A 21,720-nucleotide genomic window follows, 5' to 3' on the forward strand; every position below is an offset into this window, starting at 1 on the left:
CGCGCGGATCCAGCAGCTCACTCATCGTCAGATACGTGGCGAATGAGGTGCTGAAAGACGCGCTGCTGAACTAAAAAGCTCATAGCTAAGTTCAATTACCCATTTATTTTTGTCGTTATGGAGTAACGCTGTTGTACTAGAGCGGAGATAAATGTTTTTGGATAAACAAGTCGTCGAGCGTCCGATGTCGGACCAACCGCTAACCAAATGTCTGACAGCTTGCATCTCTGAGGTTTTTCAATGCGAGCCTGGGGACAAATCCACCAATGCCCAACCCGACCCCGTGAGCAGGCTGCCCAGACGCCTGGCCGACTGCCCGCCTACGCCATATAAATGCAAATGGTTATCGATCTAGCAACAGGTGGCGAAACTTTAACCTATCCGTGGTATGGGATAAAGTAGCTCCATTCGTTTTTACTATACGGTTGACAGTACAATCATGGCGTTTGACCGATTGCAGGCAATACGGGCTTTTTGCAGGATCGTGGAAGTAGGCAGCTTCAGCGCTGCAGCGGATTCGCTTGGCATGCCTAAAACGACGGTTTCAGGGCATGTGCAGAATCTGGAGGCCCAGCTTGGGATCAAGCTATTGCATCGCACGACCAGAAAGGTTTCATCAACGTCTGATGGAGCGGCCTACTACGAACGCGCTTTGACGATATTGAACGACCTGGACGAGCTTGACGCGTCTGTCGTCCAAAATCGCAATCTGGTTCATGGCCGGGTCAAATTGGAAATGCCCTCCCCTGTCTGCACGCTTTTGATCATTCCTGCCATGCCGGAATTCATGGCCAAATACCCAGACATCCAGCTCGACATTGGATGCAACGAGCGCGTCGTCGACCTGATGCACGAGGGCGTAGATTGTGCTCTTCGTGGAGGCGGCGTTGAGGACAAAGATCTGATTTGCAGGCCGATAGGCCAAATGCGCTTTTGCCTGTTCGCCTCTCCCGGATATCTCTTCAGCGCCGCTCCGATCACTCAAATTTCCGACCTCGTCTTGCATCGTTATTTGGGCTTTAAATTCCCGACCTCCGGACGGCAATACATCCCAACACTTCGCCGTGGAAATGACAGTTACAAGATAGAACAGTCTTCAGCGATCTATTTAAATAATGGAAGCGCCTGTCTGGCGGCCGGTTTGGCAGGATTAGGGATCGCTTTTGCACCCAGAGCTGAAGCCGCCCCTTTCTTCAAAACCGGCGAGCTTGTGGAGGTACTGCCCGATTGGGAAATGGAAAGCCTGCCCATCAGCCTGGTCTACCCCTACACGCGCCATCTATCAACACGAGTTCGAGTGTTCGCCGATTGGGCAACGCAGCTTATGGCGAGCAACGCACTATGGTCCTTTGAGGAAACCGACGGACGCGTTCAGCATCCGGTGGCTGCCCAGCCAAAGTGAGATCGCATGGTCGGTCTGTCACGGCCATCACAGCTGGATTGCCATGATGAGAGGCGGCCAGCCACTCATCAGAGAGGGACGGGTGATGGGTGCCATTGGAGTAAGCGCGGAGACTCCAACGCTATAAGCGGTAAAGCGTTGCTCACCGTTGGCTCATCGATTCGGACAGCCGCTTTAGTGCCGACTGCAATTCACGGTCATTGCCACCCAGCGCGTTGCTGGCGATTGCAGCATTGCGTAACAGGATCGTAGCAGCATGTTCTATGTGCTCTTTCAACAGACGTTCGGACGGGCCGGAGAGCGTCAGCGCCCCTTTCAATTCGAACCCCATCGAAAACACCGGCACCGAAACCGCCGTAGTTTCTGGATCGCGCTCGCCGAATGAGCAGGCCCAATGGCGCTCGCGCACCTCGGTCAGCGCGGGGTCCAGAACACCGGAGAAAGCACGCAGTATCTTGCCGGAAGCGCCGGCATGCAGTGGGAAGCGGGCGCCTTCGAGTACCGACACCCTGACTGCTCGTTTGGGCTCGACCCGAAAAAGCACGACCCGGCTGCCGTTTTCCAGCACGTAAAACGACGAGGTTTCACCACTTTCTTCGGTGATGGATTCGAGCAACGGGTGAATCACGTCGCGCAAGCGGAATGATGTCTGGTAGAGCTGTGACAGGCGCAACGGTTCAGGCCCCACGGAGTAGCGTCCATCACTGGAGCGGCGAAGAAAACCGGACTTTTCCAGCGAGGTGATCAGACGCAGGATCGTGCTTTTATACAGCCCGGTGCGTCGTGAGATCTCGGCCAGGGTCAGGCTGTCATGCTCGCTATCGAACGCAGCCAGGATGGCGAAGGCGCGGTCCACCGCGGCGACTCCTCCCTCTGCGCTGCTGCCAGGGTCGGAGGGATTCTTTTCGGATTCGGTATTCATAGACACTCATTGTCGATTTACGCTCGCGGGCGGCCGGTGGCTTCATGGCCAGGCAGGTCGCCCGCAAGACAATATCAGAGGTCCACGCCACCTTTAGCAAAAAGCTGCGGCCCGGCCGTCACTCTTCGCGCAGGAACAGCCGCAGTGACAGCACCATCGCCGCCGCGACGAACATGATGCAGCCCATTACCATCAGGCCTGCGTTGAACGAACCGGTGTAGTCCTTGAGGAACCCCATCAGGTAAGGCCCGACAAAACCACCGAAGGCCCCGATCGAGTTGATCAGCGCAATCCCGCCCGCAGCCGCCTGCCCGCGCAGGAACTTGCCTGGCAAGGTATAGAAGATGGTCTTGCCGGCAATGGTCCCGATCAAGGCCATGGTGATGCCAGCCAATGCTGGCACCAGCGCGTTCATTTGCAAGGCAAACAACAGCGCCAGGCCCGCCAGCAGCATCGCCAGGGTCAGGTTGAAAATCCCTTTGCCAGTGCGGTCCACGTGTTTGGCCCAAACCAGCAGCGCGATGGTGGAGAAGAAGTAAGGAATCGCTGCCACCCAGCCAATCATGCTGATTTCAACACCATGGGCCTCGAGCATTTGCGGCAGCCAGATGCCGATGCCGTAAGAGCCCAGGGTGAAGCTGAAGGTGATCGAGCTGAGAATCCACACGCGTGGATCTTTGAGTGCGGCCTTGAAGCCATGGCTGTGTTGGCCCTTGGTCTGCTCCTCCGCCAGCATGCCGGTCAGCACTTCACGTTCGTCAGCCGTCAGCCATTGGGCTTCGGCGGGATGGTTGGTCAGGACTTTCAGGGTGATCAGCCCGAGGATGCACGCCGGAACGCCCTCGATCAGGAACATCCATTGCCAACCTGACAGGCCCAGGAGGCCATGCATCTGCAGCAGCCAGACCGACAGCGGGCCGCCCACCAGAAACGAGATGGGTGTGGCCACGGTAAACCAGGCCAGTACCCGAGTGCGGTACTGCGCCGGGAACCACAGGGTCAGAAAGAAGATCACCCCAGGAAAGAAACCCGCTTCGGCGATGCCCAGGATCAATCTCACGGCGTAGAAGCTGTAGGGCCCGACGACCATCGCCGTCGCGGCGGCCGCCAGTCCCCAGGTGATCATGATCCGCGCCATCCACAAGCGGGCGCCAAACCGATACATCGCCAGATTGCTCGGCACTTCGCAGAGGCAGTAGCCGAAGAACATGATGCCCGCCCCGAGCCCGAACTGCGTGGCGCTCAACCCCAACTGCTCTGTCATCTGCAGGGCGGCGTAACCGACGCTGGTGCGATCCAGGTAATTGAAAAAGTACGCAAGCGCGAGCAGCGGAATCAGGCGCCAGGCGGCCTTGTGCAGGACGCGGGTCTGCTCGGCATCGAGCGGACGCACAGCGCCGGTTGTGCTGCTGTGCGGGGATGTCGTGACAATCGCCATGACCGGTTTCCTCAACATTTATTTTTATAAGGCTGACGGCGGGAAGCTCCGTCAGCGAGTTGATTCAAGAATCCGTTTGAAGGCGTGTCAGCGAACGATTCCACGAGCACGCAGCGCGTCGACATCCCCCGACGCATAGCCCATCTCTTCGAGCAACTCGACCGAGTGGCTGCCCAGTTGCGGCACGTTCAGGCGGGTATCGAAACGTCGGCCATTCATCTCGAACGGCAGCATGGGCACCTTGACCTGCTCGCCATTTTCCAGCATCAGATGCGCCAGCCCGCCCGACTCATTCAGGTGCTTATCTTCAAACAGATCCTGCGGTCGCTGAATCGGTGAGAACGGCAGCCCGGCCTGTTCGCACATCGCCATGACCTCCTGTTTGCTGAACTGGGCCAGCCGCTCTTTGACCTGGGGCAGAATCCGCGCCCGGGCCTGAACCCGCTGGGTGTTTTTCGCAAGCTCGGGATCACGACCCAGCGCTTCGAAGCCGAAGGCCTGGCAAAAGCTGGCCCACTGACTGTCGCTGACCACGCCCATGAACACCTGCTCGTCGTCGCGGGTATTGAACACGTCATAAATGGCCCACGCCGACAGTCGGCTCGGCATCGGCGCCGCCGGTTTGCCGGTGGTTGCCATCTGCATCATGTGCTGGCCGACCAGAAAGGCCGAGTTCTCGAACAGGCCGGTCTGCACGAATTGGCCTTCACCGGTGTTCTTGCGCTGCCAAAGGGCTGCAAGGATCGAAATTGCGCTGAACATCCCTCCCATCACATCGTTGACCGATGCACCGGCACGCAGAGGACGCCCCTCAGGTCCGGTCATGTAAGCGAGCCCCGTCATCATCTGCACCACTTCGTCCAGCGCGGTGCGATGCTCGTAAGGGCCTGGCAGAAAGCCTTTCATGGAGCTGTAAATGATGTCCGGTTTGATCGCCTTGACCTGTTCGTAACCCAGACCCAGTTTTTCCATGGCACCGGGGCGAAAGTTCTCGGTGACCACGTCCGCGCTTTCGATCAACTTGCGCACCGCCGCCATGCCTTCTTCGGTCTTGATGTCGACGGCAAAACTTTTCTTGTTGCGGTTGTAGGTCATCCAGTAACCGGCACCGGAACCGGTAAGGCGCCGTGTGTTATCCCCTTCGGGAACCGGCTCGACCTTGATCACGTCAGCGCCAAGATCCGCCAGTACCAGCCCGCAGGTCGGGCCCATGACCATGTGAACGAATTCGACCACTCGCACGCCGGCCAGCGGCAGACTCTGCAGGTTTTCATTGTGCGGGCTCATCGCGCGCCTCCCGCGTAATGAAAGTTCTTGCCCACGCCAGCGTCGGGAATGAAGCCATATAAAGGCTCGCCGGGCAGCCCCTGCATCAGCCACTCACGGGCGGCTACCAGCTTGTCGATATCGACACCGGTGCGCAGTCCCATGGATTCGAGGAGGTAGACCAGATCTTCGGTGACGATGTTGCCCGATGCGCCGGGTGCGTAGGGGCAACCGCCAATACCACCCTGCGAAGCATCAATGGTGGTGACGCCGACATCCAGCGCGGCCACCACATTGGCCAGGCCCTGCCCGCGGGTGTTGTGGAAATGTGCACTGCCCGCCTTACTGCCGATTTCGTTGCGCAAGCGAGTGAACACGCGGCGCACTTGAGCAGGGTTGGCATAGCCGACTGTATCGGCCAGCCCAACCTCGTCCACTCCCAGTTCGGCCATCATCAAGGCCATGCGAATCACGTCGTCTTCCGGCACTACGCCCTGGATCGTGCAACCAAATACGGTCGATAGCCCCGACTCGACTTCCACATGAGGAAAACGCTCATTGCGCAACGCAACCACGGCGCGGACTTCGTCGTACACCTGCTGATGAGTCTTGCGAATGTTGGCCAACGAATGCGGCTCACTGACGGAAATCGGCAGGGTGATTTTCTGCACTCCGGCGTTGAACGCGGCTTGCGCGCCTTTCAAATTGGGCACCAGCGCGGTCACGAAAACATCCGGGCGCTTGCGCAGATGCACGACCAACTCGGCGGCGTCGGCCATTTGCGGCAGCAGTTTGGGCGACACAAAGGAGCCGACCTCGATTTCCCGGAGCCCTGCATCGGCCAATGCAGTCAACCATTTGAGCTTCAGCTCTGTGGACATGGTTGCACTGACGCTCTGCAGGCCGTCACGCGGGCCGACCTCGCTGATCAGGATATCTATGTTGTTCTTATGGTTCATCGCCGGGTCTCCGGAGTGGAAATACTGTCTGTTCTGCTGAGCAGAACGCTGTTCCGAAATAATCATGAGCCGAAGGGACAGCACTGTCAACGCCGGTTATCCGGCAAGCTGAGTTCGCGCAATTGGGCTGGAGGTCTTTCACTGGGTGAGGCGACTATCGCCTCCCGTCTACGAACGTTGGTGGGTTGACAGCTTAAAAAATAAGGCCGACATTTGTTCTATCAGAAAGCATATCGTTCTGTCAGATAGAACAATAACAAGATAGAGCGGAGCAGCTCTCACCTGCAAGATCGGTGAATGCTTTGTCCGTCCTAAGGAGTCGATCCCATGAGCCTGTATGCCCCGCCTCGCGATTTACCGACGCGTGTGTTCACGACACTGCCGGAAAAATTCTGGAAAGACGGAGACTCCGACTGGGTCCGCGCCAACAAACCCGGGCAGAAGGTCAAAAGCTTTCTCGAAGGGCCTTCGTTTGATCGGCAAGGCAATCTTTACGTCACGGACATCCCCTACGGACGGATTTTCCGCATCGATCCGCAGGGGAACTGGACGTTGATCGCGCATTACGATGGTTGGCCCAACGGCCTGAAAATCCATCGTGACGGCAGCATCTTCGTTGCCGATTACAAGCAAGGCATTCTGACCCTCGATCCGGAGACTGGGGCGCTGGCGCCCTTCCTCACCCACAGCCGCAGTGAAGGCTTCAAGGGGGTGAACGATCTGTTCTTCGACGCTAACGGCACGCTCTACTTCACCGATCAAGGCCAGACCGGCCAGCAGGATCCCAGTGGTCGGGTTTACGCCTACGACCTTCACACTCAAGTGCTGACTCGCTTGATCGATAACGGCCCGAGCCCCAACGGATTAGTGATGGACCTAGCGCAGAAGGCGCTGTTCGTAGCGATGACTCGAGGCAATGCAGTCTGGCGTCTGCCGATCCAGCGTGATGGCGGCACTGGCAAGGTCGGTATTTTCACGGCCATGGCGGGCGGGGTCAGCGGCGCCGATGGCATGGCGCTGGATTCGGAGGGCAATCTGTATGTCTGCGATGCCGGCAACGCCTGCGTCTGGGTATTTGATCCCCATGCGGTGCCGTTATACCGGATTCGTTCCTGTACCGAAGGCCGCACCCTGACCAACCTGGCGTTCGGTGGGATAGGCAATCGCCAATTGTTCATCACCGACTCGTCCACTGGCTCGATTCTGGTGGCTGACCTCGAACACAGCGGCCAACCGATGTTCTCTCACAGCTAAATCCAATTGATCTGAATCCTGTGTGCGCCGCGCACGGGTTTCGTTCGGCCCGAGAAAAGCGGGACACCGTCGCCCGCCCCTAAAAAACCAATAAAAGGGATGCTTATGTTGATCTTTCTGAGCTACGCCATGATCGCCAGTTTCATGTACCTGATCATGAGCAAGCGCCTGTCACCGCTGGTGGCGTTGCTGCTGGTGCCGGTCGTGTTCGGCTGCTTGAGCGGCTTCACTACACAACTGGGCGCGATGATGTATGACGGCATCAAGATGCTTGCCCCCACCGGCATCATGCTGACCTTCGCGATTCTCTATTTCTGCATGATGACCGACGCAGGCCTGTTCAACCCGCTGATCAAGGTGCTGTTACGGCTGGTCAAGGGCGACCCACGCAAGATCGTGGTCGGCACGGCGGTGCTCGGGCTTTGCGTGGGTCTGGACGGTGATGGCGCCACCACGTACATCATCGCCACTGCGGCTTTTTTGCCGCTCTACCGGCTGACGGGTATTCGCCTGCAAGTCATGGCGACCGTGCTGTTGATGGCAATCGGCGTGATGAACATTCTGCCTTGGGCCGGCCCTTTCTCCCGCGCAGCCAGCGCGATGCACGTGGACATCACCGAGCTTTTCCTGGAAATGGTGCCGGTCATGATCGCCGGGGGCGTCTGGGTGATATTTGCTGCATGGTGGCTGGGGCGCATGGAATATCGGCGCCTGGGGTTGGTCAGCGTCCGCGAGGATGAGGTGCTCAAAGGTTATGCGCACATTCGTATGAGCGACCCGAAGTTCCTGTTCAACGTCGTGCTGACCGTCGCGTTGATCAGTTGCATGATGCTCAATCTGATGCCCTTGCCGATTCTGTTTATGGTCGCCTTTGGCCTGGCATGCCTGGTCAACTTCCCGACGCTGAAACAGCAGAAAGAAGTCATCGCCCGGCATGCCGACAATGTCATGGCCGTGACCCTGCTGATCTTCGCTGCGGGCATCTTCGTCGGCATCATGGGCGGTACCGGGATGATCAAGGCGATATCCGACAACCTGATCACGCTCCTGCCGCAGCAGGCCGGGCATTACATGTCAGTTATCACCGCCCTGCTGAGCATGCCGTTCACCTACGTCCTGACCAATGACGCCTTCTACTTTGGCGTGTTGCCAATCCTCGCCGAAACCGCAGCGCACTACGGCATCGGCCCCCATGAGATGGCGATTGCTTCGCTTATCGGTCAGCCGGTTCACCTGCTCAGCCCACTGGTGGCATCGACTTATCTGCTCTGCGGTCTGCTGGACATCGACTACGGCGACAACCAGCGGGTTTCGCTGAAATGGACCTTCGGCACGGTGGTGGTGATGCTGTTCGCTGCCATCGCCATCGGCGCAATCACCATCGTCAATTAAGTTACGAGGGAGGGCTGTACAGACGGTGTTGATGATGAGTTGGTTGAACACCGAAATGCAGAGAGTTCTTCAACGGATCACGAACTCGATCTACTGACCCTCCGATGACAAGTCCAGACTCACCCCAGTCATCTCTTCAATCAGCAACACCATCGACGCCGTGTACTCCACGTTCGATCGAGTCACGATTTCATAGGGCTCGCTGGTGGACTGGATGGTCAGCGCCAGCTTGACCAACATGCCGTGGTCCAGCGCCGTTTGAGCAACATCGTTCGGCATGACGGCCACCAGATTCGGGTCTTTGAGCAACAGTGACAACGTCGTAAATGTCGAAGACGTCTCGATCGCGTAAAGCGGAAAGCTCAGCCCCACCTGGCGAAACTCGCGCTCCAACGTCAAACGCATGGGCATATTGACCGGGAAAACTACCCAGCGGCTGTCCATCAAGTCGTCCAGCTGCAGCTTCGGCGCATGGGCCAGGCGATGCACCGGATTCGCCACCACCACCAGCGGTTCCTGTGCGCGGAAGCGTGTTTTATAAGCGCCCGGACGTGGGCTGACGCTGGTTCGGCAGATCGCTACATCCAACCTCCCCTGATCCAGCAAACTCAACAACCGCGAACTGGTGTCTTCGACGATGGAAATCGACAACTCCGGCTGTTTGTCACGCAGTCGCGCCAGGCTGTCCACCAACGCCGGCACGGCCCCCATGATCGTGCCGATCGCCAGGCGCCCGCCTTGCCCTTTGAGGATGCCGACCATTTCTTCGCGAAGGTGCTCAAGGTCAGTGTGAATCAAGCGGGCATAACGAATCACACAGCGGCCAAGATCGTTGGCCTCCAGACCCTTGCTCGTGCGCTCGAAGAGGCTTGAACCGAAAACGGTCTCGATTTCCTGCAATGCCTTGGTGGCGCCCGGTTGAGACAACGCCATGATCTCGGACGCCTTGCGCACCGAGCCATGCTCGTCGAGGGCAATCAACAGCCGCAGCTGCTTGAGGCGCAGGCGAGAAACCATGGATGAGAAGGACGGCAGCATGGGTATACCTGGAGGTTATCGCTTGGGTCGTAACTCTCATTAGGCAGCAGCCGGATGGAAATTTAAAGTGGCCTCAACGATAACAATAAGCAGAGGCCTCACCATGCGTTTAATCCAGTTTGAAGATTCTACGGGCCTGCGCCTTGTCGGCGTGGTCGAGGGCGACTCGATTCAAATAGTCAATGGTGCATCGAGCACTCGCACCCTTGCCCTTGCCGCTATTGCCAACGGCCACAACCTGCAGCAGGAAGTACAGAGCGTGGGCACGGTCCTGAGTGCCGAAAGTTATACCCAACTGCTTGAAACCCGCCGCGTCCTGCCGCCACTGGACCATGAAGACCCGGCGCACTGCCTGATCAGCGGCACCGGCCTGACTCACTTGGGGAGCGCCTCGACTCGCGACAAGATGCACCAGAAAAAAGCCGACAATCAGGCTGCGCTGACGGACACCGCGCGGATGTTCCAATGGGGTATCGATGGCGGCCGTCCGGCGGCAGGTGCTGTGGGCGTTCAGCCAGAATGGTTCTACAAGGGCGACGGTTCGATTGTGGTACGCCCGAACCAGGCGTTCCAGTCACCTGACTTCGCCGAAGATGCGGGTGAAGAACCAGAGCTGACCGGCCTCTACGTCATCGGCCATGACGGCACGCCGTACCGCCTGGGCTTCGCCCTGGGCAACGAGTTCTCCGACCATGTCATGGAGCGTCGCAATTACCTGTATCTGGCGCACTCCAAGCTGCGTAACTGCGCCTACGGGCCAGAGCTGCGCGTCGGTGATCTGCCCCGACATTTGGCGGGCACCAGCCGGATCTGGCGCGACGGCAACGTGTTATGGGAGAAAGAGTTTCTCAGCGGCGAGGACAATATGTGCCACAGCCTGGAGAACCTTGAGTATCACCACTTCAAGTACACCCAGTTCCTGCGCCCGGGTGATGTGCATGTGCACTTCTTCGGCACGGCCACCCTTTCGGTCGCGGACAACGTCAAGACTCAACCGGGTGATCGGTTCGAGGTCAGCATGAACGAGTTCGGAAAACCGCTGTGCAACACCCTCGAAATCGCCGCCTCAGCGTTCAATATTGGAGAAATAAGATCGCTGTGACAGGGCAGGCCCTTCACCGGGCCGTTAGCAAGGAATGCATTTCATAATAAACATAAGAGTGAGATGAACATGACCACTGGCAATGTACAGGTCGTCACGCCTGCTGCTTCCACGAGTGCCGCGAGCGCCCGTCCCACCACGGTGCGGTGGAGGATATTCCTGCTCCTGCTGCTCCTCTCGGCCATCAACTACATCGACCGGGCTTCGCTGTCCGTTGCGCTGCCGTTGATCTCCGCTGATTTCAACATGACACCGGCGCTGGAAGGTTTGATGCTCAGCGCGTTCTTCTGGTCGTATGCGCTGATGCAGATCCCTGGCGGCATGCTGCTCGACCGCTTTCAGACCCGCAACATTGTCGGCATTGCCACCATTGGCTGGGGCCTGTTCCAGGCCTTGGCAGGCGGCGCACACAACTGGATCACGCTGCTCATCACGCGTATCGGGCTGGGTGTCGCAGAGTCGCCGATCACGCCGGCCGGGGCCAAGCTCAACGGTGCCTGGCTCACGCCCAACGAGCGCGGTCGCGGTGCGACCCTCGTCGATGGCGGCGCACCGCTGGGCACTGCATTGGGCGCCATCCTCATCGCGGGATTGATCACCTGGTTTGGCTCCTGGCGGATCGCCTTCGTCATCGCCGGCGTTGGCACCATGGGGGTGGGCGTATGGGCATGGTGGTACATCAGAAACCACCCCAGCGAACACCCTAAGGTCAATGCTGCAGAACTGGCTTACATCACTGACGCCAATGAGGCGGCCAGAAAAGCCACGGGTGGCCGTAAGGCGATCCTCAAGAATTGCTCAAGAGCCGTTCCGTGCTGGCCATGTTCGCGGGCTTCGCTTGCTACAACAGCGTGTTTTACGGCCTGCTGACCTGGATGCCGAGTTACTTGCACCAGGCCCATAACCTGGACATCAAGGCCATGGGCGGCGCGACCTTTCTGATTTTCATGTGCGGGTTCATTGGCGAACTGTTCGGCGGCTGGGTGGCCGACAAATGGAAAGCCGCCGGCGGTCAACCCAACACCGTCATGCGCAGCATGTTCGCAGGCTCCGCGGCCATCGCCGCCATGTGCATTCTCGCCGTGGCTTACACCAGTGACGCCATGGTTGTGATCTCGCTGCTGTGTGTCGCGCTGTTTTTCATTCGTTGGTGCGGCATGTACTGGTGCCTGCCCGCGATCCTCGGCGGCCAGTCCAAAGCGGGTGTGTTGGGCGGAAGCATGAACTTCTGCGGGAACATGATCGGCGTGATTGTGCCCATCCTGATTGGCCTGATCGTGCAGTACACCGGTTCTTACTTCCTGGCGCTGATCTTCTTCGTCGTCATGGCGTCCGGGTTGATGCTGTTCTCCAGCTTGATTGATTACCGCGAGCGTGGATTGGCCTGACCTGCCCTGCACTCTCCACTCCTATTGCGCTAACTGAAAAGCGAGGCAACCGTCATGCAACTCATCACTACAACAGGCAGCGAATCTGCAGCCAATGCCGTGATCAGACTCAACGCGCTGGACGATGTTCTGATCGCGCGGCAACCGCTGGTCAAAGGTCTGTTGCTTAAAGCCGAAGGTATCGAGGTGCTTGAGCCTGTGCCTTCCGGTCACAAAGTGGCGGCGCGTCATATCGACGTGGGCCAACCCGTGCGCCGCTACGGTCAGATTATCGGTTTCGCCAGCCAACCCATCGAAGCGGGACAACACGTGCATGTCCACAACGTCGCAATGGGCGATTTCTCTCGGGATTATGCGTTCGGTGTCGACGCTAAAGGCAGTCCGGCCCCCACAGCAGAGACGTTCATGGGCATCGTCCGCGCGGATGGCCGTGTGGCGACTCGCAACTACATCGGCATTCTGACGTCGGTCAATTGCTCGGCCACTGTGGCGCGGGCGATTGCCGACTATTTTCGCCGCGACATTCACCCTGAGGCACTGATTGAATACCCCAACGTCGACGGCGTTGTCGCGCTCACCCACGGTGTGGGCTGCGCCGTCGACCCGGGTGGCGAGGCACTGGCCATGTTGCGCAGGACGTTGGGTGGCTATGCCGTTCACCCGAACTTTGCCTCGGTCCTGATGATCGGCCTGGGTTGCGAGACCAACCAGATTCCCGATCTGCTGGCCGCCCAAGGCCTGACCAGCAGCCATTCGCTGCGCACGTTCACCATTCAGGGCACGGGTGGCACGTCAAAAACCATTGCCAGTGGCATCGCGCAAGTCAAGTCACTGCTGGCAGAAGCCAACAACGTCAAACGCGAGCCCGTCAGCGCCAGGCACCTGATCATCGGCCTGCAATGCGGTGGATCGGACGGCTACTCGGGTATCACTGCCAACCCTGCGTTGGGCAATGCAGTCGATCGCCTCGTGGCGGCAGGTGGCACCGCCATTCTGTCGGAAACGCCGGAGGTCTACGGCGCCGAGCACTTGCTGACCCGCCGCGCGGTCAGCCAGAAGGTCGGTGAAAAACTCATCGCCCGTATTCACTGGTGGGAAGACTACTGCCAGCGTATGAATGCCGAGCTGAACAACAATCCTTCAGCGGGCAACAAAGCCGGAGGCTTGACCACCATTCTGGAAAAATCACTGGGTGCCGTCGCCAAGGCGGGCTCCACCGATCTGGTGGATGTCTATGAATACGCTGAAACCGTCAGGGAACATGGCCTGGTGTTCATGGACACCCCCGGCTACGACCCGATCTCTGCCACCGGCCAGGTCGCCGGCGGGGCCAACCTGATTGCCTTCACCACGGGGCGCGGTTCGGCGTATGGCTGTGCGCCCTCGCCGTCCATCAAGCTCGCCACCAACAACCGTCTTTGGGAAACCCAGGAAGAAGACATGGACGTCAACTGCGGTGGAATTGCCGACGGCACCATGACCATTGAGGAACGGGGTGAGTACATCTTCCGCATGATGCTGCGCATCGCCTCGGGCGACAAAAGCAAAAGCGAACAGCACGGCTATGGACAGAACGAGTTCGTGCCGTGGCAAATCGGTGCGATCACTTAACACCTTTCATTCACCTCGGCACTCCGGCACTCCGGCTCCCGTCGTCCGGCACGATGCGGAGCCGCTTCGTTTAGCGGGTGTCGAGCCTCGACGTTTCTTCACTCATCCCATCAGGAACCCTGACATGACCCAGATTCTCGGTCTGAACTACATCGGTGGACAGCGACTCGGCGCCGGCAGTGTGCAATTGCAAAGTTTCGATGCGACCACAGACGAGCCACTCCCAGGCCATTTCATCCAGGCGACCCAACACGAAGTCGACGCGGCAGGCAAGGCGGCCGCTGCTGCCTATCCGATTTATCGCAATCTGCCAGCCTCCTGCCGCGCCGAATTTCTGGATGCCATCGCAGACGAGCTGGATGCCTTGGGCGACGATTTCGTCAGCATCGTTTGCCGTGAGACCGCGTTGCCTGCCGGGCGTATCCAGGGCGAGCGTGGTCGCACCAGCGGGCAGATGCGCCTGTTCGCAAAGGTGCTGCGTCGTGGTGACTTTTACGGGGCGCGCATTGATCGCGCCTTGCCGGATCGTAAACCCCTGCCCCGCCCGGATTTGCGTCAGTTCCGGATCGCCGTGGGCCCGGTCGCCGTGTTCGGCGCGAGCAACTTCCCCCTCGCGTTTTCCACTGCCGGGGGTGATACCGCTTCTGCCCTGGCGGCGGGCTGCCCGGTCGTGTTTAAAGCGCACAGCGGCCACATGGCAACCGCCGAATGGGTCGCAGACGCGATCATGCGTGCAGCCGAGCGCACCGGTATGCCCGCCGGTGTATTCAACATGATCTATGGCGGGGGCGTCGGCGAGTGGTTGGTCAAGCATCCATCGATTCAAGCCGTGGGGTTCACCGGCTCTCTCAAAGGCGGCAACGCCTTGTGCAAGATGGCGGCGGAGCGTCCCCAGCCGATTCCGGTATTCGCCGAGATGTCGAGCATCAACCCGGTGATCATCCTTCCCCAGGCGCTCAAGGTGCGTGGCGACACCATCGCCAACGAGCTCGCCGCCTCGGTAACCCTGGGTTGCGGGCAGTTTTGCACGAACCCCGGGCTGATCATCGGCGTGCAGTCGGCCGATTTCACCGCGTTTTTAGAGCGCTTCACTGCGCGAATGAACGATCAACCGGCGCAGACCATGCTCAACGTCGGGGCCCTCGCCAGCTATAGCAAGGGGCTGCAACACTTGCTCGCTCACCCGGGCGTGAAGCATCTGGCGGGAAGTCCGCAACAGGGTAAACAGGCTCAACCGCAGTTGTTCAAAGCCGACGTCAGCTTGCTGCTCAACGGTGACGAGCTGCTTCAGGAAGAGGTATTCGGGCCGGCCACGATCGTTATTGAAGTCGCCGACGAGGCGCAACGGGTCGCGGCGCTCAATGGTCTGCGCGGGCAGTTGACCGCCACCGTCCTCGGAGAAGCGGGTGAGCTGCTGGAATACCGCTGGCTGACCGAGCTGTTACAAGAGAAGGTCGGACGGATTCTGTTGAATGGCTATCCGACCGGCGTGGAAGTCACAGAGACCATGGTGCATGGCGGACCGTACCCGGCGACATCGGACGCGCGCGGGACGTCGGTGGGCACACTGGCCATTGACCGTTTCCTGCGCCCGGTATGCTTCCAGAATTACCCGGACGCCCTGCTGCCACCTGCGTTGCAAGACGCTAACCCGTTGGGGATTCAGCGGTTGGTTGATGGGGAACATACGAATGGGGCGCTGTGACGCCAAGACGTGGGGCGCAGTGGCGACAGGGTCGTCAGTGCGCTTGCGCTGAGTAATCTTCGTCATTGGGTGATCAGTAGAGCGCTCTGAAAGCAAGGGCCACTTCAAGAAACGCCTCTTGCTCAGCCGGCGCGGCGTTGGTTTTCTTCCTGCGTGCCGGTCATCTCAAGCGCCTTGACGATGTTGCTCAGATTGATCAGCGTCATCCAGCGGACCTGATCACCCTTGCCGATACTCACCAGGCTGCGCATGCGGTCGTTGACCGACCCCCTGCCCCTCGCTCCGTGCTCCCAACCCTCGGGATGCTCGGAGGCCGGGTGGGTGAAGGTTTCTATAGAGTCGGTACGGTTGACCACCAGCCCGAAGCTATTCAGCTCGCCTCTGACCAACAGTACGCGCTCCAGCGTATTGCCGGGAGGCGTCGCGCCTTCTATCAGGCTGCTCAGGCAGACCAGCGGAATCTGTTCGCCACGCAAATTGAAACTGCCCAGCAAATGGGTCTCCTGCTGCGCAAACCGGACAAAGTGCTCTGGCATATCCAGGATTTCCAACACTTGATCAAGGGGCACCACGAACGGCTGGGCCGCCTGGAACACCAGGCATGTCTGGTTCATCTGCGCGAGACGAGAGCCCAGCGCCTCCTGGTTCGGCGGGCTGGTCTGATAGATTTTGGCGAAACTCAGCGTCTCCGTGCGCTCCAGCAACTCGCGATATTCAAGCAACAGCGCTTGCTCTCCGTTCTCCAGCCCGATAACGCCGGCAAACAGCCCAGGCTCTCGTAACCCATAGCGGGGCAGCGGCAGGATTTCATGAGCACGCTTGCGCACAATCGAAATCATTCGGTCATAGGCCAGACCGACGCGGTAGCCTTCTCGCGAGGTCAACACGAGCAGTTGGTTCTGGGCCTGCGCAGTCGCCATGCAATCAATGCCCAGTATCCGGTTCAGGCTCAGGGCAGGCACATCAACGCCACGGCGGTTCACGACGCCCAGGCAATAGTCCCCGCCCAACTTGCTTGGCAGCATGTCCGGTCGGTCCACCAGCTCGGTAATGGCTTTCGCGTCCACCGCATAGCGCTTGCCTTCGCACTCAAACAACAGCAGGTGATGCAGCTCCCGGGAGGGGTCCTGAACCTGCATCGTGTCGGCGACATCCCTGGAGTGCGCAGTCAACACCTGCGGCAAGCCACACAGCGCTTCCAGATCGAGCCGGTAAATCATTCGCTCATTTTCCACCAGCACGAGTTCTGGCAGCAGAGCGACCACGGTGCCCTCCCCGCCCAGACGGCACAGGTTCCGCGCCTCGACTTTCATCACATCACTGACGCCGCTGACCGCAATGCCCAAGCGCCGGCCTTGATGATTGACGATGGCAACCATCTCCAGCGGATCATGCCGGGAGACGTCATGCTCACCCAGCAACGATCGCAGCTCAATCAGTGGCAGCGCCATCCCGCGCAGGCTGAACATGCCGAGCAATGCACCGCCTTGCAGCGGATGAGGCTGCAGCCGGGTGGGCCAGTTGATCACCTGCTCCAGTGCCTGGGCGTCAATCGCAACTTCCAGCTCGCCGAGCTTGACTACCCCGAAAGCAAGGGCGTCGCTCATAGGCTTTCAACCTGGCCTGGGGCGCTCAAGCCTTTGCCCAACCCGGTCGCCAACTTGATACGGTTGAGTTCGCCGATCAGTTCAGATACCCGCTCAGCCAGATGATGCTGTTCTTGCGTGGCCGCGCCGATGGTCGTCATCGCTCCGTTGGTCTTTTCAACCCCGGCAACGATCCGCTCGAACGCACTGCCCGCGCTGCGGGAAATCTCGCTGCCTGAATTGATGCGGCGGACCGTTTCCTGAATCAATTTGTTGATTTTAGTGGTGGCTTGCGAGGATTTTTCAGCGAGCTTGCGCACTTCGTCGGCCACCACTGAAAAGCCCAGACCATGCTCACCCGCCCGCGCCGCTTCAATCGCGGCATTGAACGCGAGCATGTTGGTCTGACCGGCGATCGTGCTGATCACCTCAATGATTTCCTGGATGTCTTCTGCCGATTTACCGATGGTGTCCATCGCCGCCGACGCCTCGTTCAGGGTCTGGGAACCGCGCTGGGCTTCATCCTGAGTAATGCGTGCCTGATCATTGGCGTCGCCAGTGGTTTTGACCACTTCGGCAATGGCCTCCATCAGACGAGTGACTGACTCATCCATTGCCTGGGTCTTGGCTTCAATGGCTTCTTCCAGCTCGACCTGGACGGTAATGTCGGTGGCGAACTTGACCACCTTATAGGGTTGCCCCACCGCATTGAACACAGGGTTATACGTTGCCTGAATCCAGATTTTCTGACCGTATTTGCTGAGGCGCATAAAGCGCCCGGTGAAGAACTTGCCGCTGCTCAGCGCGCCCCAGAATTCACGATAAGGCGTGGTCTTGACGTACTCGGGTTCGCAAAACAGCGAATGATGCCGGTCCTTCAATTCCTCCATCCGGTAACCCAGCAAATCCAGGAAGTTAGCGTTGGCCGAGAGAATATTGCCGCTCAGGTCGAACTCGATCACGCCCTGGGCGCGGTTGATAGCGTTGACCTTGCCTTCGTGCTCCATCGTACGAAGTTTGGTGTCTGTCACGTCGGTAGCAAACTTGAGGATTTTGTAGGTACGCCCCTGGGCATCAAGGATCGGGTTATAGGACGCTTGAATCCAGACATCCCGACCGTCCTTGCTCAGGCGCTTGTACTCGTTGGAGTCGTACTCCCCCTTGCCAAGCTTCTCCCAGAACTCGCGGTAAACCAGGGAGGCCGCGTATTCAGGTTCACAGAACATCCGGTGATGTTGGCCCACGACTTCTTCCAGGGTGTAACCCATGGCCGAGAGAAACTTACTGTTGGCGGTTAGCACATACCCTTCAGGCGTGAACTCGATCAGCGCCTGGGAACGCTCAATCGCCTCGATTTTGCTTTCCCACTCGGCATTGCGATTGCGCGCCTCAGTGACATCGCTGGCAAATTTGACGATCTTGAATGGCTTGCCGTTGTTGTCCATCACCGGGTTGTAAGTGGCCTGCAACCAGATCTGGCGGCCGTCCTTGGCCTGACGCTGATACTGGCCGGCGTCAAAATTGCCGGTCCCCAACTTCTCCCAAAACATCAGGTATTCCTTGCTGGTCGCATAGTCGGGCATGCAAAACAGCCGGTGATGGCGCCCACGAATTTCTTCGAGGTCGTAACCCATGCAATCGAGGAAGTTCTGGTTGGCGTACAGCACGTTCCCCTGCAGATCGAATTCGATCACGGCCTGGGAGCGGTCGATCGCGCTCAGCAGGGAGTTCAAGTCAGCGCCGGCCTGGGCCAGTTCTGCGGCTGGGTTCACATTATTGTTCATGGGGCAGGTCCGCTAAATGATGGTGAGTGGGCGGGACTCCTTCCCTGAAAGTGATAAGCAACCGCTGCTCACTGACTGTGAGACTCGCTCAGGCCAGACACACGGGGGGCTTATGTACGACTTGACGCCTCAGATACATCGATCGGCAGAGAGTACTAAAAACTTTAGCAAAAGTTGTACATTTGTTTATCCTTGTACAGGTTTGAGCATTCAGGCAGCGGTGCGGCACCCTACCAAAGACTGGCGGTCTGCCCGCTCAACGCGTGGTAAGGTTTTCGGGCACAGGTGCCATGGAGCGACATTCCTATCGGCTCAAGGTACTATGATGTCGTATTGGAATCACGGAAAGGCTTCATTCCCTCATTCCCTCGTGTCGCGCAGATCGTTCGCCATGTTGCCCTATTGAACGTCAGCAACACGCCGATACCGAAACTGCCAACCGGCTTGCCAGGGGCTGCAGTTCTCCCACCCAGCCGCTCCTGGTTGCTCGATTTCTACGCCTGTCGAACGTCCGCCTGGCACTTCGTCCCTCTTTCAGGTAATGCATATGCCCAAGGCTCACCTCGGTTTAAAGAATCATGAAGTTCTGGGGCATTTCCTGGACGCAGCCTCTCACCTGACCGGGGCGGTGGGCGCCATCCTGATATTACGAGACGAAGAGCTGTGGCACACGGTAGCGACCTGTGGCGCCGCGCCGGCGGTGCGCGCAGACGCAATCACCGGTGGCTGGTTAAAGATGGTGTTGTCCTACGGGGACGTTGTCGACGTTGGCGAGGCCATGCCCGCCGACGCTGCGCTGCCTGCCGGGCTTGATCAGGTTGTCAACGAGTCGCTGGTCTGCGTTGCCATCAGAGATGGCGACGCGGTCCTGACCGGTGCGGTACTGATGACGATCCCGCTTCCCCATAAACGACTCAGCGCCGCGCATATCTATGGCGTGCAAACCCATGCAGCCGATCTGTACGACTCCCTCAAGACGAACCCGACACAAGCGGCCGGCGGATCAGAGGTCATTGAGCGCCTGCGCTTGCTGGAGTCAGTGGTGGTCAACGCGAAGGACGCCATCCTGATCACCGAAGCAGAACCCATCGATTTGCCAGGACCGCGCATCGTGTACTGCAATCCGGCGTTCCTGACCACTACCGGCTTCAGCTTCGAAGAAGTCATCGGAAAGACGCCCCGGATTCTGCAATGTGCGGAGACAGACCGTGCCACGCTTCAGCAGATCAGGGCGGCGTTGCAACGCTGGGATCCCGTCGAGGTCGAGCTGATCAACACGCGTCGAGACGGGACCAAGTTCTGGGTGCAGCTGAGTATCGTACCGGTCGCCAACGAGAAAGGCTGGTTCACCCATTGGGTTTCCGTACAACGCGACATCACCGAACGAAAAGACGCAGAGCAGCTCTTTCGGCAAGCCCAGCTCGACCGTGAGGAGCGCCTGGCGCTTGAGTCGCGGCTGATCGAGCGAGAGCGCATTCAGGACGAACTCTCGTACGCCGCGTTCCATGACGAGCTGACGAGGCTCAAGAACCGGGGCTATTTCATGGCCCGCATCCATTCTGCCCTGAGCAATGGAAACGTCGGTGACCCCGGCGCGGCCACGGTGTTGTATCTGGATCTGGATCGCTTCAAATACGTCAACGACGGCATGGGGCACCATGCCGGCGACATCTTGCTCAAAAGCGTTGCACAACGCCTGAGCGAATGCATTGATCCCAGTGCGGTGATCGCCCGCATCGGTGGAGACGAGTTCGCGATACTGCTGACCGACAAAGGCCACCAGGAACAAGCAATCGAGACCGCCAAGCGAGTGACCCACGCACTCAGCTTGCCTACCGCCATCGACGGGCAACAACTCTTTATCTCCTGCAGCATCGGCATTGCGACGCTGGATGTGCAACACAACACCGCCGAAGACCTGATCCGTGATGCGGACGTGGCCATGTACGCCGCCAAAAAGAAGGGCCGTGGCAGCTGGGCCGTTTTCGACCTGTCAATGCGCCAGGCATCGATCGACATGCTGGTGATGCAGAATGCGCTCAAGCACGCGATTACCCGCGATGAGTTCTATCTGGTGTATCAACCGATATTTTCCATCACCACTGAGAAGATCGTGGGCGTTGAAGCATTGGTAAGGTGGCGCCACTCGACCTTGGGTAATATCGCGCCGGATGTGTTCATTGGCGTGGCCGAGGATATTGGCGTCATTCGCGATATTGGCGAGTGGGTCATGCGCAACGCGTGTCGCGAAGTCAAGAAATGGGGTGACGCTGCCGGGCCGAGCACTATCAAGCTAAACGTCAACGTATCGGGTGTTGAACTCAACCGCAGAGATTTCGCCCTTCAGGTCGCCGAAATCATTGCAGAGACGGAATTTGATGCCCGTGCCTTGCAGATCGAAATCACCGAGTCAGTGTTCCTGCATGAACCGGAGATGGTGGCCAAAACGCTCGAAGACCTTCGCGCTCAGGGCATCCGGATCGCGCTGGACGATTTCGGTACCGGCTACAGCTCTCTGGGCTACATCGACCGATACCCAATCGACGCCATCAAGATTGATCGGTCATTTGTCTCGCGCATGATGAAACACGAGCGCAGCGTGGCCATCGTCCAAAGTATCCTGTCTCTGGGCGAGGCACTGGACCTGGCGATTGTCGCTGAGGGCGTCGAGACGCCTGGCCAACTCGACCAGCTCAGGGAGTTGGACTGCCCTTATGCTCAAGGTTTTCTGCTCAGTCCACCGGTGCTGGCCGAGGATGTTCTGGCGTTGCTGGTTGCGAGCAGGCGCCAGGCACTTCCCTGATGCCTCAGTTACTTGAATATGCCGTGGCTGTCAGCCTATACAGGAATTTGTGCGCTCACTAAACACCTCG

The 21,720-nt window shown here is 58.8% G+C and carries 14 protein-coding genes and 1 pseudogene; 8 read left to right on the top strand and 7 right to left on the bottom strand.

The genetic code is table 11. From position 1 onward, the window contains the following. Positions 1-439 precede the first annotated feature (439 nt). A complete protein-coding gene (locus L4G42_RS05380) occupies positions 440-1,402 on the top strand; it encodes a LysR family transcriptional regulator (RefSeq protein ID WP_237259422.1) in 963 nt (320 codons plus the stop codon). Between the two features lie 142 nt (positions 1,403-1,544). Here the strand turns inward: L4G42_RS05380 and L4G42_RS05385 are convergent, their stop codons facing one another. From L4G42_RS05385 to L4G42_RS05400, 4 genes are all read right to left on the bottom strand, one after another. Next, a complete protein-coding gene (locus tag L4G42_RS05385; RefSeq protein ID WP_237252105.1) occupies positions 1,545-2,324 on the bottom strand; it encodes an IclR family transcriptional regulator in 780 nt (259 codons plus the stop codon). Between the two features lie 118 nt (positions 2,325-2,442). Further along, positions 2,443-3,762 carry an MFS transporter gene (locus tag L4G42_RS05390; RefSeq protein ID WP_237259423.1) on the bottom strand — a complete coding sequence of 440 codons (1,320 nt, stop codon included), beginning with the start codon at positions 3,760-3,762 and terminating at the stop codon, positions 2,443-2,445. A gap of 87 nt (positions 3,763-3,849) precedes the next feature. Beyond that, positions 3,850-5,049 (bottom strand): CaiB/BaiF CoA transferase family protein, encoded by a 1,200-nt coding sequence (locus L4G42_RS05395; protein ID WP_237252107.1) that lies wholly within the window; start codon positions 5,047-5,049, stop codon positions 3,850-3,852. Next, positions 5,046-5,987: a hydroxymethylglutaryl-CoA lyase gene (locus tag L4G42_RS05400; protein ID WP_237252108.1), complete on the bottom strand. Its 942-nt coding sequence runs from the start codon at positions 5,985-5,987 to the stop codon at positions 5,046-5,048. Before L4G42_RS05400 ends, L4G42_RS05395 begins: the two co-directional genes overlap by 4 nt. A gap of 327 nt (positions 5,988-6,314) precedes the next feature. Between L4G42_RS05400 and L4G42_RS05405 the strand changes: the two genes are divergently transcribed. Then, positions 6,315-7,241, top strand: coding sequence for an SMP-30/gluconolactonase/LRE family protein (locus tag L4G42_RS05405; RefSeq protein WP_237252109.1), 927 nt, complete (start codon positions 6,315-6,317; stop codon positions 7,239-7,241). Positions 7,242-7,346: 105 nt separating this feature from the next. Further along, complete coding sequence (locus L4G42_RS05410) at positions 7,347-8,633, top strand: CitMHS family transporter (protein WP_237252110.1); 1,287 nt, start codon at positions 7,347-7,349, stop codon at positions 8,631-8,633. Positions 8,634-8,723: 90 nt separating this feature from the next. On the opposite strand, the gene L4G42_RS05415 is transcribed toward L4G42_RS05410, so the two are convergent. After that, positions 8,724-9,671, bottom strand: a complete 948-nt coding sequence (locus tag L4G42_RS05415; protein WP_237252111.1) for a LysR family transcriptional regulator — start codon at positions 9,669-9,671, stop codon at positions 8,724-8,726. 103 nt (positions 9,672-9,774) lie between these two features. Here L4G42_RS05415 and araD1 point away from each other — a divergent pair, with 103 nt between their 5' ends. The 4 genes and pseudogenes from araD1 (at position 9,775) to L4G42_RS05435 (ending at position 15,477) form a co-directional block, all read left to right on the top strand. Then, on the top strand, positions 9,775-10,773 hold the full coding sequence (gene araD1, locus L4G42_RS05420) for an AraD1 family protein (protein WP_237252112.1): 999 nt from the start codon (positions 9,775-9,777) through the stop codon (positions 10,771-10,773). A 69-nt stretch (positions 10,774-10,842) separates the two neighbouring features. Further along, positions 10,843-12,161 (top strand): annotated as a pseudogene (locus L4G42_RS05425) (MFS transporter). Between the two features lie 54 nt (positions 12,162-12,215). Continuing rightward, positions 12,216-13,772: a UxaA family hydrolase gene (locus tag L4G42_RS05430; RefSeq protein WP_237252113.1), complete on the top strand. Its 1,557-nt coding sequence runs from the start codon at positions 12,216-12,218 to the stop codon at positions 13,770-13,772. Positions 13,773-13,896: 124 nt separating this feature from the next. Then, positions 13,897-15,477: an aldehyde dehydrogenase (NADP(+)) gene (locus tag L4G42_RS05435; protein WP_237252114.1), complete on the top strand. Its 1,581-nt coding sequence runs from the start codon at positions 13,897-13,899 to the stop codon at positions 15,475-15,477. A 122-nt stretch (positions 15,478-15,599) separates the two neighbouring features. Here the strand turns inward: L4G42_RS05435 and L4G42_RS05440 are convergent, their stop codons facing one another. Together L4G42_RS05440 and L4G42_RS05445 are read right to left on the bottom strand one after the other, a co-directional pair. Continuing rightward, positions 15,600-17,084: a chemotaxis protein CheW gene (locus L4G42_RS05440; protein ID WP_237252115.1), complete on the bottom strand. Its 1,485-nt coding sequence runs from the start codon at positions 17,082-17,084 to the stop codon at positions 15,600-15,602. Then, the gene (locus L4G42_RS05445; RefSeq protein WP_237252116.1) at positions 17,081-18,847 is read right to left on the bottom strand and encodes a methyl-accepting chemotaxis protein; all 1,767 of its coding nucleotides are present in this window, start codon (positions 18,845-18,847) and stop codon (positions 17,081-17,083) included. Before L4G42_RS05445 ends, L4G42_RS05440 begins: the two co-directional genes overlap by 4 nt. Before the next feature lie 547 nt (positions 18,848-19,394). Here L4G42_RS05445 and L4G42_RS05450 point away from each other — a divergent pair. After that, positions 19,395-21,650: a putative bifunctional diguanylate cyclase/phosphodiesterase gene (locus L4G42_RS05450; RefSeq protein ID WP_237252117.1), complete on the top strand. Its 2,256-nt coding sequence runs from the start codon at positions 19,395-19,397 to the stop codon at positions 21,648-21,650. Positions 21,651-21,720: the final 70 nt, after the last annotated feature.

The sequence above is a fragment of the Pseudomonas petrae genome, assembly GCF_021728295.1.
GTDB lineage: Bacteria > Pseudomonadota > Gammaproteobacteria > Pseudomonadales > Pseudomonadaceae > Aquipseudomonas > Aquipseudomonas petrae.

Excerpts from the sequence above, each read along its gene's own strand:
- L4G42_RS05450 (WP_237252117.1), top strand. The coding sequence starts at position 19,395 with ATGCCCAAGGCTCACCTCGGTTTAAAGAATCATGAAGTTCTGGGGCAT.
- L4G42_RS05395 (WP_237252107.1), bottom strand. The coding sequence starts at position 5,049 with ATGAGCCCGCACAATGAAAACCTGCAGAGTCTGCCGCTGGCCGGCGTG.
- L4G42_RS05390 (WP_237259423.1), bottom strand. The coding sequence starts at position 3,762 with ATGGCGATTGTCACGACATCCCCGCACAGCAGCACAACCGGCGCTGTG.
- L4G42_RS05415 (WP_237252111.1), bottom strand. The coding sequence starts at position 9,671 with ATGCTGCCGTCCTTCTCATCCATGGTTTCTCGCCTGCGCCTCAAGCAG.
- L4G42_RS05380 (WP_237259422.1), top strand. The coding sequence starts at position 440 with ATGGCGTTTGACCGATTGCAGGCAATACGGGCTTTTTGCAGGATCGTG.
- araD1 (WP_237252112.1), top strand. The coding sequence starts at position 9,775 with ATGCGTTTAATCCAGTTTGAAGATTCTACGGGCCTGCGCCTTGTCGGC.
- L4G42_RS05400 (WP_237252108.1), bottom strand. The coding sequence starts at position 5,987 with ATGAACCATAAGAACAACATAGATATCCTGATCAGCGAGGTCGGCCCG.
- L4G42_RS05410 (WP_237252110.1), top strand. The coding sequence starts at position 7,347 with ATGTTGATCTTTCTGAGCTACGCCATGATCGCCAGTTTCATGTACCTG.
- L4G42_RS05385 (WP_237252105.1), bottom strand. The coding sequence starts at position 2,324 with ATGAATACCGAATCCGAAAAGAATCCCTCCGACCCTGGCAGCAGCGCA.
- L4G42_RS05435 (WP_237252114.1), top strand. The coding sequence starts at position 13,897 with ATGACCCAGATTCTCGGTCTGAACTACATCGGTGGACAGCGACTCGGC.
- L4G42_RS05405 (WP_237252109.1), top strand. The coding sequence starts at position 6,315 with ATGAGCCTGTATGCCCCGCCTCGCGATTTACCGACGCGTGTGTTCACG.
- L4G42_RS05430 (WP_237252113.1), top strand. The coding sequence starts at position 12,216 with ATGCAACTCATCACTACAACAGGCAGCGAATCTGCAGCCAATGCCGTG.
- L4G42_RS05445 (WP_237252116.1), bottom strand. The coding sequence starts at position 18,847 with ATGAACAATAATGTGAACCCAGCCGCAGAACTGGCCCAGGCCGGCGCT.
- L4G42_RS05440 (WP_237252115.1), bottom strand. The coding sequence starts at position 17,084 with ATGAGCGACGCCCTTGCTTTCGGGGTAGTCAAGCTCGGCGAGCTGGAA.